General features: G+C 39.0%; 12 protein-coding genes and 1 riboswitch. Of the genes, 6 read left to right on the top strand and 6 right to left on the bottom strand.

Translation table 11 applies throughout. From position 1 onward, the window contains the following. Window positions 1–125: 125 nt before the first annotated feature. The 6 genes from V7121_RS10500 to V7121_RS10475 form a co-directional block, all read right to left on the bottom strand. Window positions 126–1916: an ABC transporter ATP-binding protein gene (locus V7121_RS10500; protein ID WP_335502208.1), complete on the bottom strand. Its 1791-nt coding sequence runs from the start codon at window positions 1914–1916 to the stop codon at window positions 126–128. After that, window positions 1913–2386 carry a lasso peptide biosynthesis B2 protein gene (locus tag V7121_RS10495; protein WP_335502206.1) on the bottom strand — a complete coding sequence of 158 codons (474 nt, stop codon included), beginning with the start codon at window positions 2384–2386 and terminating at the stop codon, window positions 1913–1915. The genes V7121_RS10500 and V7121_RS10495 overlap by 4 nt, the downstream gene beginning before the upstream one ends. A gap of 39 nt (window positions 2387–2425) precedes the next feature. Next, window positions 2426–2731, bottom strand: a complete 306-nt coding sequence (locus V7121_RS10490; protein ID WP_335502204.1) for a lasso peptide biosynthesis PqqD family chaperone — start codon at window positions 2729–2731, stop codon at window positions 2426–2428. Then, entirely contained in the window at window positions 2728–3660 is a 933-nt protein-coding gene (locus V7121_RS10485; protein WP_335502202.1) for an aldolase, read from the bottom strand. The genes V7121_RS10490 and V7121_RS10485 overlap by 4 nt, the downstream gene beginning before the upstream one ends. A gap of 145 nt (window positions 3661–3805) precedes the next feature. Further along, a complete protein-coding gene (locus V7121_RS10480; protein WP_335502199.1) occupies window positions 3806–3961 on the bottom strand; it encodes a paeninodin family lasso peptide in 156 nt (51 codons plus the stop codon). A gap of 4 nt (window positions 3962–3965) precedes the next feature. Further along, a complete protein-coding gene (locus V7121_RS10475) occupies window positions 3966–5915 on the bottom strand; it encodes a lasso peptide isopeptide bond-forming cyclase (RefSeq protein ID WP_335502197.1) in 1950 nt (649 codons plus the stop codon). Window positions 5916–6257: 342 nt separating this feature from the next. Further along, window positions 6258–6374, top strand: a riboswitch (SAM riboswitch). A 182-nt stretch (window positions 6375–6556) separates the two neighbouring features. On the opposite strand from V7121_RS10475, the gene V7121_RS10470 reads away from it, so the two are divergent. From V7121_RS10470 to V7121_RS10445, 6 genes are all read left to right on the top strand, one after another. Then, window positions 6557–7669, top strand: a complete 1113-nt coding sequence (locus tag V7121_RS10470) for a methionine biosynthesis PLP-dependent protein (RefSeq protein WP_335502195.1) — start codon at window positions 6557–6559, stop codon at window positions 7667–7669. After that, on the top strand, window positions 7669–8856 hold the full coding sequence (gene metC, locus V7121_RS10465; protein WP_335546519.1) for a cystathionine beta-lyase: 1188 nt from the start codon (window positions 7669–7671) through the stop codon (window positions 8854–8856). Before V7121_RS10470 ends, metC begins: the two co-directional genes overlap by 1 nt. A 2-nt stretch (window positions 8857–8858) precedes the next feature. Further along, window positions 8859–10724, top strand: coding sequence for a bifunctional homocysteine S-methyltransferase/methylenetetrahydrofolate reductase (locus V7121_RS10460; RefSeq protein WP_335502191.1), 1866 nt, complete (start codon window positions 8859–8861; stop codon window positions 10722–10724). Further along, window positions 10702–14151 carry a methionine synthase gene (metH, locus tag V7121_RS10455; RefSeq protein ID WP_335502190.1) on the top strand — a complete coding sequence of 1150 codons (3450 nt, stop codon included), beginning with the start codon at window positions 10702–10704 and terminating at the stop codon, window positions 14149–14151. The genes V7121_RS10460 and metH overlap by 23 nt, the downstream gene beginning before the upstream one ends. Before the next feature lie 128 nt (window positions 14152–14279). Further along, window positions 14280–14693, top strand: coding sequence for a MarR family winged helix-turn-helix transcriptional regulator (locus tag V7121_RS10450; RefSeq protein WP_335502188.1), 414 nt, complete (start codon window positions 14280–14282; stop codon window positions 14691–14693). Window positions 14694–14707: 14 nt separating this feature from the next. After that, window positions 14708–15919: an MFS transporter gene (locus tag V7121_RS10445; protein ID WP_335502186.1), complete on the top strand. Its 1212-nt coding sequence runs from the start codon at window positions 14708–14710 to the stop codon at window positions 15917–15919. The last annotated feature ends 1 nt before the right edge of the window (window position 15920 follow it).

The following is a 15920-nucleotide window of genomic DNA, read 5'->3' as shown; positions in this document are numbered from 1 at the left end:
CTTAAGAAAACATCTAGTAAAAACTTAAAATTACATATTATACATCTTATATTAGTTCATTATAAAGAACGAGTCAATTCATATTTTCTAGAAAAACTTACATCCTAAGAAAATAGAATACTAACCTAACCTAATTGCTTTTTAAGTAAATGACTTAACATTCCTTTCTTTTCATTAGCGAGCTGGTTGAACTGCCCGTGTTGGATAACTTTACCTTGATCTAATACTACAACCTGATCTGCATTTCTTATGGTTGATAGGCGGTGTGCAATAACAATAATGGTCATTGTTCCCTTAAGTCCTTCAAGTGCTTCTTGAATCAAAGACTCATTTTCTGTGTCTAAGGCGCTTGTTGCTTCATCTAAAATTAGAATGGATGGTTTTCGTAAAATTGCTCGTGCTAGAACAAGTCTTTGCCTCTCCCCTCCAGAAAGCTTTATTCCCCTATCGCCGATGAGTGTATCAAGTCCATTAGGTAACTTTCTAACAAAACCAGCTCCTGCTGCAAATTCTAGTGCTTCCCAAATTTGTATCTCACTAGCATTTTGATCGATAAGCAATAAATTTTCTCGTATTGTAGCATTAAATAGAAATGGATCCTGGGGTACATAACTGATTGAACGTCTCAATTCAAGTATATTTTCATTTGTTAAAGTTTTCCCATCAATTAAAACTTCACCCGTTTCAGGCTGATTAAGCCCCATTAAAAGATCTATTAATGTACTTTTACCTGCACCTGATGGGCCAACAATGGCTGTCATCTGATTAGTCGGAAATTGTATGTTAACATTCTGTAATGCAAAAGTTTGCTCTGCTCTATTATATTTAAAATATACGTTTTTACACTCTAATCCGTGTTTTATAATAATTGGCTTTACCATTTTAATCATTTTTTCATTAAGTTCCTGCTCTTCTAGACATTCCTTTTGCAGATTTAGGAGTTTTTTAAATGCAGGAAATACTGAACCTAACTGTTCTAAATTTGACTGGATCCCAGTAATCCTAGGCCATAATCGAGAAAATATGATAAGAATTAGGAATAATGAGGCTGATTGGCCTTTGAACATTTTTATAGAAATAAATATAAAAATACCCATCAAAAGTGCTGAAACTACTTTATAGATAAAGTTTGATTTTGTTTTTAAATCCACTGATTTAATTACGTTATTTTCCATTTTCAAGTTAAGATTTTGGAACCAGGAAATATGATGTTCTTCTAGGTTATTACTTTTTATATCTTTTATACCGTTGAAATGATCGGTTATACCTGCCATATATGTTTGTCCTAGTTCAATATTATCCTTACCTAATTTACTTGTTTGTTTAATGAACTTGCGCGTAAAAAAAACCAATAACAATCCAAATGTAGTAACAAATACGGTCATCTTTATTGACAATAAACAGGCAATCCCAACTTGAATTAATGTAAATACAATGGAAGAGATAAAATTAAAAAACAGATTTACTCCACCACTAACTCGACCTGTTTCCGTAATCATAGAGTTAATAAGATCAGACTTCCTATTTTTAAGGAAAAATCCCCATTTAGCTAATAATATTAATTTATACGTTTCTTCCCTTAAATAACGGGCAAAGCCTTGTTGTATTCTTGTATTCAATATCGTTTGATTTCTTTGAAAGAAACTTTGCCCTATTATTACTAAAATGAAGATAACCAAGATTATTGAAAAGCTTGTTGTTTGGGACATCCCTTGGAAAAGGAAAAAAAACTTATTATTTAAATAACTATCATTTATATTTAGATTTACGATTTTTGTTAAATTAATTAAGGGAAGAAGCAAAAAAATACTTACGCCTTCAAATAGGCTAATTAATATCATTGCAAAAAGGTTGATATATAGAATTTTCCCTGAAAAGGAATGGATTAGCTTTACAAAATGCAATGCATCTTTCATTTCGGATCCTCCAAGGATAGTTCATGCTTTCTAGGCTCTTTGGCAAACTTACAAACAACAACAAATCTTCCCATTTCCTCAGCACCTGTCAAATAAATCGGACCACTTCTTAACCATGCATGGGCAATCATTTCTCCCATCTCATTCTTGGCAGTTCCTAAATAGAGTGTACTATCTATTTGACGCCTTTCCAGCATTCTCATCGAAGCGATTGCCTTTACCAAACATTGACTTTCCCAAAAGGTGTATTTACTCATAATATGGATTGAGTGTGAAATTTGTTTGACTATTTTTATGTTAACCGGATCAATTTCAAATGACGTTTCACTCATTTGAGAGCCAAGATAAGGAGAAACTCTGCTGAAAGGAATGGCTTTTAATACGCGTGCCCAGGCTAATAGAAGATAGGCTTCAATTAATAATTTTTTCAATTGAACCTCAGAGGTGAAGAATAACCATATCTTTTTCACTTTTCACGAATCCTTCCACACAATCTATTCAATTTTGATTTAAATACTTTTTTCAATCATAATTAATCTTTCGTTTAATAACTGCTCTAGAAAAGGGATTACTTCTTTCTGGCACTCACTAATTTCCACATTAAACTCGCTAGTTAATTTTGAGATTAAATCACCAATAGTAATAGGTATAGATAGATTTTTCCAAACAGCCCCTCCGATTTCACCTAAATTGTAGTATTTTCCGTTTTCAATACTCATCATGACAGTTTCTCCATCCATATCACTGATAATATTTCCTGGACGTTGAACGATTGTAGTTTCCATTGTGAGTTTATCTACATTTAATATTTTCATCTTTCATTCTCCTTCTTTATGCAACTTAGAATTTGTAAAACCAACTCATTCGCTGTAAATTTTTTTTTCGGTCTTTGTAACTGATACATATTTATCTGATTAACAATTTTTGTTGAATTTGTAAAATGCCAGTTGGTAAGCCCTAGATTTTTGATAAGCAGATTCCTGTAAGTATGAATTAAAAGTGTCTGTAAACGATACAGACCTTCTATTTGCTTAAGCTCTACGTCTTCCTTTTCAGTTATTACTAATTCGAATAATCCACTAAGAGGTAATGGGATAGATGAGAATTGGTTTTTAATTGGAATGGCAAACTTAGTTTCTCTCTGATAAATAGGTCTGAGTTCCCTGTTGTTTATTCCGAATTCATCTAAACTATTCTGCCAAAGTTTCTGTTGGGGATAGGATGGAATCACCATAGGTTCATTTTCTTTCGTAAAATATATACCTATTACATCATCTGTTAATAATTGATAACCTTTATGTAGAAATGCGGATGCCAGAGTAGATTTCCCGGCTCCGGAATCACCAATAATAGCGTAAGCTTTTCCATTAATTGCAACTGCGCTCCCATGTAGCGGAAGGATTCCTCTTTGCATCAAGACAGCACCCATGCAGCTTCCTAATAAATAGAGACGTATGATATCTTCTTTATATTGATTTATTGGTGAAACAGTAATTCGTTTACCCTTTTCAATAAGAAAAATTGCAGTATCAGCAACCTTAAACATGACTAGCATTTCGTTCATTACAAGTGTGCTTTTCGAGTCAGATAGTTCTAACCATAAATTTGATAAATCCTTTAATTCTATCTCTATATCTATAGAGTCACTATTGTTTTCGACTATTAATAATTCAGGGAAAGATATTTTACTTCTCACCGAAAACCCAAAAGCCTTATAGATCACTTCATTTGCTACTGTCTCCATCGTATTCACCCCAATAATCCCTGATTATATAAAAGGCCCCTATATCATCCTCTATATAAGGGCACTTTTTTTAGCCAAACAATACTTGTCAATGTACTCTAATGATAAAATTTTAAACAGATTTATTGCATCCTTTACAAAACTACTAACTTTTAGCATCCATATGCTGACCAGTAATTGGGTCTGTTGGTATAGTCTCACCATCAGCATAGTGAGAATCATAAAAATTCCCAGCAGTATTGTGCATTGTCAACTTCACATCCAACATTGTTAATACCGGTTTTCTCCATTCTCTTTTCATCTAATCACCCCCTTTCAAAGTATTTTTTTAGTAAACGAAAGACTATTACTGCTCTCATTAGAATTCTGTAGTCTGGGTCAGACATACTTTCTGTATTTAGACCCTTTTCGCTTTTGATGAGTGCCGACCTTATTACCTCTTCATTAAAAAAGTCTATCATCCTAGGCTCTTTGAGAAGGTTATTAACCTCTTTAATAAGCATATTCCAATGTGGAACCATACGATGGAGCCAATCTGCAGCTTGAATACCTCTAACTTTTTGATTTAACCTAATTTGATCTGGCAGCACATGTTCTGTTGCTCTTCGGATTAGCGCTCGATCTACCCCATTTTGAACAAATTGGTCTTCTGGAACTGAAAAACAATAGCGAACGACTCGAATATCATTAGTGGGATCACGCTTCCAGAGTTTATATCGTAAGGACAACTTAGCATCAAGTGTATTCCCAGAATTCCAAGTGGCTATATTTTCAAAAACAATTCTTCTTTGTTCGTAAATATTTTGTGAGGTTAACCAGCCAGTCTGATCAATTCCATACTCTTTTAACTTTGAAAATACACCAGTACTCCTTGCAAGTTCTCGGTTAATTAGAGTCGGAGGGTTAAACCCATTGTCATTTGCTTTAATTTGATTAATAAGTGGAAATCCTTTTCTAACTATTTGCGGCAATAACCGAAATCTAGCACCACCAGTATTTATACTGTATTTATGTAATTCAGTAATAAGACGTAGCCATTTCATCTGCTTTAACAGAATCGCATAATAATGTAACGCAGAGCCCCAAGAGATTGTCGAATTACCTTTATCTCCATTTAGCAGGATTCCAACGCCTTTTTCATTTGCCTTTTCAAAAACGCCCCTAAACCAGAAAGAATTTTCAGCAAATTTGTACGGCATTTCCATCACTTCAAGAAAGTCATCGATTTCACTATAAGAACTTCGCCCATCAAAATCATAATAATGGTCAGAGATTCCACCAACATGTTCAACGGTTTTCTTAATATATGGCCGTTCGTCAGGCATTAATTTTCTATGGGTAAAATCAACAAAGTCCTTTGGTGGAATATAACTAAAAGTATGAAGCATTCTATTCTCTTTTCGCAGTTCTTTTGCTGCAAATCCGACAACTGCTCCCGAATCCAGCCCACCGCTTAATTGAGAACCTACTCCTTGAAAAGTCCTTAACCTACAGTTTACCGCCTTCTGAAAAACGTCTTGAAAAGCTTCAACATATTCTTCATTTGACTTAAGTATTAACTGTTTATCGGAATAGAAACTACCGTATCTATTAATCATTTTTTTATCTCTAGTTATCTTAATTGAATGAAATGGAGGTACTTGTTCAATATTTTTAAAGGGAGTGATCCGAGCATCCACTGTATCAATCATTCCTGTAATTGCTAGAAACTCAGCAATATAATGTTCATTTAGCTCCTTTTCAATATATGGTAAAGCTAACAATGGCTCTATAGTTGTACAAAATGCAAATCTTGATGGATTTTGGTAATAATAAAGCATCCGATAACCTGAGGGATCTCTAGCACCAAAGAATTGGTTTTTCCTCTCATCCCAAATCATAAACGCAAAATCACCAACTAGATATTTCGGAGAGTCTTCTCCCCATTTATGATAAGAAAGTAAAATAAGTTCACTGTCAGTGATTTTTTTTCTATCCCTTTTATCCACTTGTAATTTCTCGAACAATTCATCCCGATTATCAATGATTGCATCGGCTGTAATGGCTAACTCCCTTTCATGATCATAGTAAGGAAGTTTTTCACCCCGAGACTCCGGGGTTATCCATTGCGCGTGGCAGCCAAGAAAGACTTTGTCATTATGCCAGGTTAAAATATCATCTGCCGGATATTTTTCTAGTTTCTTCATTATTCGATTTCCATGCTCTAAATTGATAGGTTCATCGTTGAAATGATAAATACCGGCAATTGCACTCATTCTTTCCTCCTGCTATGTTAAAAAAGTTTCAATGCAGTTCACTAAATAGAACACCTAAACCATGCTTAAATATAGGAAATTATTCAAAATCTAAATTCCCCTTTTTTTACTCATAAAACAGCTTAAATCTAGCTAATAATATAACTTTTCACCTATGTAATACACAATTGGTTCTTTATCAAGAACAACTTATAAATCCATAATAAATCCTTCAACTATTAGTGTCAATGTATTTTCTTCAAAACAAAGTGATTATTCTTTCTATTATATAAACCTAACCAAAAAATATTTGACACTCTCATTAATTTGTAGTAAATTTTATAAATAATCTAAATATTAATTTTCTTATCAAGAGAGGTTGAGGGAAGGGCCCGAAGACACCTCAGCAACCATCAATGGTGATATTCATTGAAAAGGTGCTAAGTCCTGCAAATTACCTGCTAATTTGCAAGATAAGAAGAATGACTTTTTGGTCGCACTTACAAAAGCCTTCTTCTTATGAAAAAGGCTTTTTTTATTTATCCGACATTAACTGGCAGTAAAAGCCCGATTGGTTCAACTAACCATCAGGTGGGGATGGAACCCCCCACTGATGGAAGTTTCACTTTATTATTTTTTATACAACACAAGGAGTGGTCGTTATGTACAAAATTGATACGAAACTTGCCCAAATAGGAAACCGCAGTGAAACAACAACAGGAACAGTGAATCCACCAGTATACTTTTCAACGGCCTTCCGGCACGAGGGTATTGGGCAATCCACCGGATTTGACTATACACGAACAGGAAATCCAACACGCCAGCTCCTTGAGAAAACAATCGCTGATTTAGAAAATGCTAACCAGGGATTTGCATGCAGCTCTGGTATGGCTGCGATTCAACTGATTCTTGCTCTATTTGAATCTGGTGACGAATGGATTGTTAGTGAAGATTTATATGGAGGGACCTACCGCTTATTAGAAAAGGGCTATAAAAAATGGGGCTTAACAACTCAATATGTGAATACCTGTTGTCCGGAAGAAATTGAAAAGAAAATCACCCCGCAAACAAAAGCCGTTTTCTTAGAAACACCAACCAATCCGCTTATGCAAGAATCTGATATTGCGGCAGTTTCAAAGATTGCAAAACAACACGGATTAATATTAATTGTGGATAACACTTTCTATACACCACTCCTGCAGCAGCCGATTACCCTTGGCGCAGATATTGTCATCCATAGTGCAACGAAATACCTGGGAGGACATAATGATGTCCTAGCCGGTCTGGTTGTGGCAAAAGGAAAAGAACTTTGTGAAGCATTGGCCTTCCACCATAACGGTGCTGGAGCTGTGCTAAGTCCATTCGACTCGTGGTTATTAATGCGCGGAATGAAAACATTGTCCCTTCGAATGGAACGACATGAACAAAATGCAAAGGCTGCGGTCGAATTTCTATCCCAGCACGATGCTGTTACCGATGTCCTCTACCCCGGCCGAGGCGGAATGGTATCTTTTAGGATTAAGGACGAAGCATGGGTGAATCCATTTTTACAAGGCTTACAACTAATCAGCTTTGCGGAAAGTTTAGGTGGGACGGAAAGTTTCATTACGTATCCTGCAACGCAAACACACGCAGATATCCCGGAGGAAATACGGATTCAAGCAGGTGTCTGTAATCGATTATTGCGTTTTTCCGTTGGAATTGAAGATTCACACGATATTATTTCAGACCTTGAGCAAGCCTTTGCGAAAGTAAAAGAAGGAGTGATTGCATAATGGAAAAAAAAGATTATACCTTTGAAACCAGGCTCCTTCATAATAAGCATAAAATTGATCCGACAACCGGGGCAGTCAGTGTACCGATTCAACATGCATCCACCTTCCATCAGGCTGATTTTGACCAGTTTGGTAAGTACGATTATGGCCGCAGTTTAAATCCAACAAGAGAAGCCTTGGAGGATGTGATTGCCGAACTCGAAGGCGGAATTAAAGGATTTGCTTTCTCATCTGGTATGGCTGCTATTTCAACAGCATTTCTACTCCTTTCTACTGGTGACCATATTGTGATTACAGAGGATGTCTATGGCGGGACGTTTCGGATGGTCACTCAGGTTCTGACTCGGCTCGGAATTGAACACACCTTTGTCGATATGACTAATTTAGCTGAAGTAAAACATGCCATTCAGCCCAATACCAAGGCTTTTTATGTAGAAACTCCTTCCAATCCGTTAATGAAAGTAACTGATATTCGCGAGATTAGCAGACTTGCTAAGGAGACAGGAGCGTTAACCTTCGTTGATAATACCTTCCTCACACCTTCCCATCAAAAGCCGTTGGAGTTAGGTGCCGATGTTGTTCTGCATAGCGCGACGAAATTTTTATCCGGTCATAGTGATGTCGTTGCGGGACTTGCCGTTGTCAATGATGAAGATTTGGCAAAAAGATTAGGCTTTTTGCAAAATGGGTTTGGAGCGATCCTCGGTGTTCAAGATGCATGGCTCGTTTTAAGAGGAATTAAGACGTTACATGTTCGTTTAGAACAATCACAAAAGTCAGCTATTAAACTAGCAGAGTTTTTAGATTCTCATCCGCTCGTTGAAAAGGTCCATTATCCTGGGCTCAAAAGTCACCCGCAATATCAAATTCAGAAGGATCAGGCGGCCGGACCTGGAGCAGTTCTATCCTTTGAATTAGCGAATGAAGATACGCTCCGAACCTTTCTTGCAAACGTAGAAATCCCTGTGTTTGCTGTCAGCCTTGGAGCAGTTGAATCGATTCTTTCCTACCCTGCAAAAATGTCCCATGCAGCTATGCCTCAAGATGAGAGAGAAAAGCGTGGGATTACCAATAGCCTTGTTCGTTTGTCGGTTGGACTTGAAAATCCTGACGATTTGATTAAGGATTTTTCGCAAGCTTTAGAACATGTTCGCAAGAATCAATTGGTTTTACAGCAAGGAGAATGACCATGAGCTTTTTAGAAAAATTAAAAAATCAAATCTTAATAGCGGATGGCGCGATGGGAACTCTGTTGTATTCCTACGGAAAGGATAGCTGTTTAGAGGAATTGAATCTATCCCAGCCAGAACACATCCAATCGATCCATAAAGCCTATATTGCTGCCGGGGCGGATGTCATTCAAACGAATACCTATGCAGCCAACTACTTAAAACTGCAAAGGTATGGTTTAGAGGATTCCGTAAAAGAAATTACCAGTGCGGCTGTCCAATTAGCTAAACAGGCTGCTGCAAAAACCAATACGTACGTTCTTGGAACCATTGGCGGTAATCGCGGAATTAAACCTGATTCTATATCTATTGAAGAATTAAAACGCAGTTTCCGTGAACAATTGTATTGCCTCCTTCTTGAAGGTGTTGATGGCTTATTACTCGAAACCTTCTATGATTTTGAAGAGCTTGAGACCATTCTTACGATTGCTAAAAAGGAAACAAACCTGCCAATTATTGCCCAAGTCTCTCATCAAGAGCCTGGATTTTTACAAGATCGTACTCCTGTCAATGACGCCTTAAAACGACTCGAAAGTCTTGGGGCTGATGTCGTCGGTCTTAATTGCCGTCTTGGTCCCCATCATATGTTAGTCGCTTTGGAACAGATTGAATTGCCTGAGCATGCTTTCCTATCTGCTTATCCCAATGCTAGTCTCCCGGCTTATACGGACGGTAAATTTCATTATGAAGGGGATGCTGATTATTTTCGAAATTCAGCAAGAGCCTTCCGAAGCCAAGGGGTCCGTTTACTTGGGGGATGCTGCGGGACAACGCCGGAACATATAAAAGCCTTTGCGGCTGAATTAAAGAATAGTGTCCCAATAACTGAAAAAATAGTAAAATTAAAACCAAAGAAGATCATAATTGACTCGCTTTCTCCTATAAGGGAGTTCGCTCCCCTTCATGAGATCGTGAAAGAAAGACCATCGGTGATTGTCGAATTAGATCCTCCTCGAAAACTAGATACCACTAAGTTCTTCGAAGGTGCTAAAGCCCTAAAAGAAGCTGGAATCGATTCGATTACCTTAGCGGATAATTCTCTTGCCACCGTGCGGATTTCTAACGAATCTTTAGGTTATTTAGTGAAAGAAAAGTTAGGAATGCGGCCGCTCATTCATGTTGCCTGCCGTGACCGTAATATTATTGGCTTACAATCCCATTTAATGGGCTTGCACACTCTTGGGATGAATGATGTCTTAGCGATCACAGGCGATCCTGCAAGAGTAGGCGATTTCCCTGGAGCTTCGTCTGTTTACGATGTTTCTTCTTTTGAACTAATTCAAATGATTAAGCAATTAAATGAAGGTTTATCTTTTTCCGGAAAGGATTTGGGACAAAAAACGGCTTTTAGTATCGCTGCCGCCTTTAACCCTAATGTCCGCTCGGTTGAAAAAGCGGTCAAGCGATTGGAGAAGAAGGTACAATACGGAGCAGATTATTTTATCTCCCAGCCGGTTTTTTCAGAGGAAAAGTTAATTGAAGTCTATGAAAATACGAAACATCTTAAGGCACCAATTTATATTGGCCTGATGCCGCTGACAAGCAGTAAAAATGCCGAGTTTCTTCATAATGAAGTGCCAGGGATTAAAATTGCCGATTCGATCCGTAACCGAATGGCAATTTTGAACGATAATCCGCTGCAGGCAGCGCGAGAAGGAATTGAAATTACTAAATCATTAATCGATACCGCTCTTGATTTATTTAACGGGATTTATTTAATCACACCATTTTTACGCTATGAATTAACTGCTGAATTGGCATTATATGCTCGTCAGCGTGCAAGTGAATTGAGGGGGAGCACCTATGCCGAAAACACCATTTACTGAACAACTCAAACAACGAATCCTCGTCATGGACGGGGCAATGGGAACAATGATCCAGCAAGCAAACCTAACAGCAGATGATTTTGGCGGAGAGCAATTTGAAGGCTGTAACGAAAACTTAGTGCTAACCGCACCCTCTGTTATTGCTAATATTCATCGTCAATATTTAGAGGCTGGGGCAGATATCATTGAAACCAATACATTCGGCGCGACAAGTCTAGTTCTCGATGAATATGATCTAGGATTTAAAGCTTATGAGATAAATAAAATAGCTGCCTTTCTCGCTGTGAAAGAAGCCTACAAATTTTCAACCGATGAGTGGCCACGGTATGTAGCAGGCTCGATGGGACCGACCACCAAAACACTAAGTGTCACCGGTGGAACAACCTTTGATGCATTAGCAGCAGCCTATGAGGAACAAGCAATCGGCCTCATTGATGGCGGGGTCGATTTACTTCTACTTGAAACAAGTCAAGATATGTTGAATGTGAAAGCTGGCTATGTTGGGATTGAAAGGGCGTTCGAAAAAACAGGTAAAACCCTGCCGCTGTTTATTTCAGGGACCATTGAACCGATGGGCACAACTCTTGCTGGACAATCAATTGAATCATTTTTTATCTCCGTTGAACATATGAATCCTGTTGCAGTGGGACTTAACTGTGCTACTGGCCCAGAGTTCATGCAGGACCATGTTCGTTCATTAGCAAATTTGGCCTCAACAGCTGTCAGCTGTTATCCAAATGCCGGTTTGCCTGATGAAGAAGGTCATTATCATGAAACACCAGAGACCTTAGCTAAAAAGCTGTCTGATTTCGCTGCCCATGGCTGGCTGAATATTGTTGGCGGCTGCTGTGGAACCACCCCTGACCATATTAAGGCGATTGCCGATGCAATGAAGGAATTCCAACCAAGAGAATTTAAGCCAAACGCGGTCCATATGGTATCCGGGATTGAACCATTTATCTATGATGATCCGACGCTACGGCCAATCATGGTTGGCGAACGGACAAATGTCATTGGCTCACGCAAATTTAAACGTTTAATCACGGAAGGAAAATTTGAGGAAGCAGCAGAAATTGCCCGTGCCCAAGTTAAAGGCGGCGCCCATGTGATTGACCTTTGCCTTGCCGACCCTGACCGTGAAGAAATGGTCGACATGGAAAATTTTATTAAAGAAGTCGTTAAGAAAGTAAAGGCGCCGCTTGTCATTGACTCAACAGATGAAAAGGTCATTGAGAGGGCCCTTAAATATTCTCAAGGTAAAGCAATTATTAATTCGATTAATCTGGAAGATGGCGAAGAGCGGTTTGAAGCGGTTGTTCCATTAATCCATCGCTACGGTGCAGCTGTGGTTGTCGGGACAATCGATGAAAAAGGCATGGGAGTAACTGCACAGCAAAAACTCGCAATTGCAAAACGTTCTTATGACCTGCTTGTCAATAAATATCGTTTAAAACCACAGGATCTCATTTTTGATCCGCTTGTCTTTCCTGTTGGGACGGGTGATGAACAGTACATTGGTTCTGCAAAGGCTACAGTAGAAGGGATTAGATTAATTAAGGAGCAATTTCCAGAAGTACAGACCATTCTTGGCATTAGTAATGTCTCCTTCGGCCTCCCACCAGTCGGCAGAGAAGTGCTAAATTCAGTTTTTCTCTATCACTGTACCCAGGCCGGGCTTGATTATGCGATTGTCAATACGGAAAAATTAGAGCGGTTTGCTTCTATTTCTAAGGAAGAAGTTCAGTTAGCGGAGGCGCTTCTTTTTAATACAACAGATGAGACGTTAGCCACCTTTACGGAATTTTATCGCGGTAAAAAGAAAGAATCGAAATCCACTGTTCCAAATATGAGTCTAGAAGAACGACTTGCCTATTATGTGGTGGAGGGTACGAAAGAAGGCTTGCTTCCAGATTTAGACCTTGCTCTTGAAACTTACCCTGCACCACTTGATATTATTAATGGACCGTTAATGGACGGGATGAAAGAGGTTGGTCGTCTTTTTAACGACAATCAGCTCATCGTTGCCGAAGTACTCCAAAGCGCAGAAGTTATGAAAGCCTCTGTAGCGCATTTAGAGCCACATATGGAAAAAGGCGATGTATCTTCAACAAAAGGGAAAGTCATTTTAGCTACCGTCAAAGGAGATGTACATGATATCGGGAAGAACCTCGTTGATATCATCCTTAGTAATAATGGCTATGAGGTAATCGACCTTGGAATTAAAGTCAATCCAACTGATTTAGTCCAGGCCATTCAGCGTGAAAAACCAGATATGGTTGGCTTATCCGGTTTACTGGTGAAATCTGCACAGCAAATGGTGTTAACAGCTCAAGATATGAAGGAATCCGGTATTGCCGTACCTATCCTCGTTGGTGGGGCAGCGTTATCGCGGAAATTCACCGATACGAAGATTGCCAAGGAGTATGATGGCCTTGTCCTTTATGCTAAGGATGCAATGACAGGTCTAGCGCTAGCCAATCAGTTGAATTCGGAAGAGGAAGTCCAGAAATTAATGCTGGAGAAAAATGAAAAATTAGCCTCTTTAAATGTGCCGAGGGAGTATGAGCGTCCTTCTACTGTTTCCGTTGCGGTAAAATCGAAGCCAGCAGTATCGACAAAAGCTCCTGTCTTTACGCCAATGGATACAAAGCGACATATCCTGAAAACATACTCGCTTTCCCATATTGAACCGTATATCAATATGCAAATGTTAATTGGCCACCATCTTGGTGTCAAAGGGAAAATTGCCAAATTATTAGCTGAAAAGGATGAAAAAGCAGTTAAGGTGAAAGAAGTAGTTGACCAATTATTAACTGATGCTCGTGTGAACGGCTGGATTTCTCCTGCGGCTGTTTATCAATTCTTCCCAGCACAGGCGGATGGTAATAAAGTGCTGATATTCAACCCAGAAAATCCAGACGAGGTCATCGAAACATTTGACTTCCCGCGTCAGGAATCGGCACCACATCTTTGTTTAGCTGATTTCCTTAAGTCAGTGGACAGTGGTGAGAAAGATTATGTAGGATTCTTTACGGTTACAGCTGGCAAAGGAATCCGTGAAAAAGCGGAGCAATTTAAGCAGGAAGGGCGCTTTTTAGAGTGCCATGCCCTCCAAGCACTTGCTTTGGAAACGGCCGAAGGATTTGCCGAGCTAATTCACCGGCAAATGCGTGACCGCTGGGGCTTCCCGGATCCACTCGATTTCAGCATGCAGGATCGTTTTGCGGCTCATTATCAAGGACAGCGTTTTTCATTCGGCTACCCAGCATGCCCTGAACTTGAGGATCAAAAGAAGTTGTTTCAATTAATTCAACCGGAGGAAATCGGAATTCAGTTAACTGAAGGCTGTATGATGGAGCCTGAGGCTTCTGTTTCGGCTATCGTCTTTGCTCATCCGGAAGCTCGGTATTTCAATGTTTTAAGATAATTTGTGGTTCCGCGGAAGGATTGTTTCCTTCCGCGGAATCTTTTTGTATGTGAACATTCCTTGACAATTTTAAATAAATCCACTATAGTTACCTAGGTAACTATTTTATATTGAGGTGTGCTACATATATGAATAGCCACGAATTATTCCATACGCTTCATCAACTCTCACGCCAGTTAACCAATTCACTTAATGAGGCATTGAAACCTCTAGGACTGTACGGATCCCAATGGTCCGTCATTTTTGTTTTACAAACAAAAGGCTCTTTAACACAAAAAGAACTTTGTGATTACTTATTTGTTGAAGCACCACCCATGACACGAACGATACAAAGGCTGGTTAAACAAGGCTACGTACGCCAGGTTCAAGGCAAAGACAAACGGGAAAAACTTATTCAATTAACAGATTTGGCATTACAGTTGTATCCTGAGTGGGAAAAAACCGTCTTTGAAACCAATCAGACATTATTGAAGCATCTTCCCGAAACCTCACAGGAAGAGCTTTTTCATTTGCAAAAGAGCTGGTTACAACAGCTTTTATAAAAAGGAGCGATTACATGAATAAACCTAAATTGTGGACAAAAAGCTTCATAAGTATATCTCTAAGTAACTTCTTTCTGTTTTTAACCTTTTATGTGTTACTCGTCACCCTGCCTATCTATGCTATTCAGGAGTTCCACAGTAATGCATCTGAGGCTGGCTTAATGACAACTGTCTTTTTATTTTCAGCGATTCTCTCCCGTCCGCTTGCTGGTCAATGGCTGGAAAAAGCGGGTCATAAAAAGGTCCTGCTTGTTGCCCTGCTTGTTTTCTCAGGTGCCTCTTTATTTTACTTTTTTCCAAAATCAATCCTTGGTTTCTTGGTGATTCGTTTATTACATGGTGTTGGCTTTGGGATGGCGACTACCGCCGTTGGGGCAATCGTTGCAGATCTTATCCCAATTTCGCGCCGTGGTGAAGGAATGGGCTATTTTATTATGTCAACAAACATGGCGATGGTGCTCGGACCCTTTATCGGTTTAACCGCCATTCAACAATGGGGCCCGAAAACCCTGTTTATCATTAGTGTCATAGTTGCCGTCGGGGCCTTAATCACTGGCTTAAGTGTGAAAGTGAAAGAGACAGAGCCAATTGTCCATCCGATTGTACATTCTGCTTTTTCATTTAGAAACTTAATTGAGCCTTCAGCGGTCCCTATTGCAATCGTCGGCTGCTTTCTTGCGATTGTTTATTCTGCCCTCCTTTCTTTCGTTTCGGTGTTTGCGACAGAAATACATGTTTCGGAGGTTTCTAGTCTTTTCTTTGTGGTTTATGCAATAGTCTTATTGATTTCTAGACCTTTTACTGGAAAATGGCTCGACCTGTACGGATCCAATGTCATCGTTTTTCCGTCAATTGTCTTGTTTGCAATTGGTATGTTTACATTAAGTCAAAGTAGCGGCGTAGTCAGCTTTCTTCTTTCAGCGGGTATGATTGGTTTAGGATGGGGAACACTTTTCCCAACCTTCCAAACCATCGCCATTCAAGACGCTGCCCCACGAAAAAGAGGTTTAGCTACCGCTACCTTCCTATCAATCTATGATATTGGGATAGCACTAGGCTCTTTTGTGGTGGGCTTAGCAGCTGCAAAAATGAACTATAGCTCACTTTACTTTTTATCATCCTTTTATGTGCTCTTTGGAGCTGTACTTTATTATTTCCTTCATACTCGTAAGCAAGCATCGTTTAAAGAACAGAATCAAACAGAGTTAAAAAACGTTAACTCATAAG

The organism is Neobacillus drentensis (genome assembly GCF_036962125.1).
Classification (GTDB): domain Bacteria; phylum Bacillota; class Bacilli; order Bacillales; family Cytobacillaceae; genus Neobacillus; species Neobacillus drentensis_B.
This window is presented reverse-complemented; position numbering and strand designations above follow the sequence as displayed.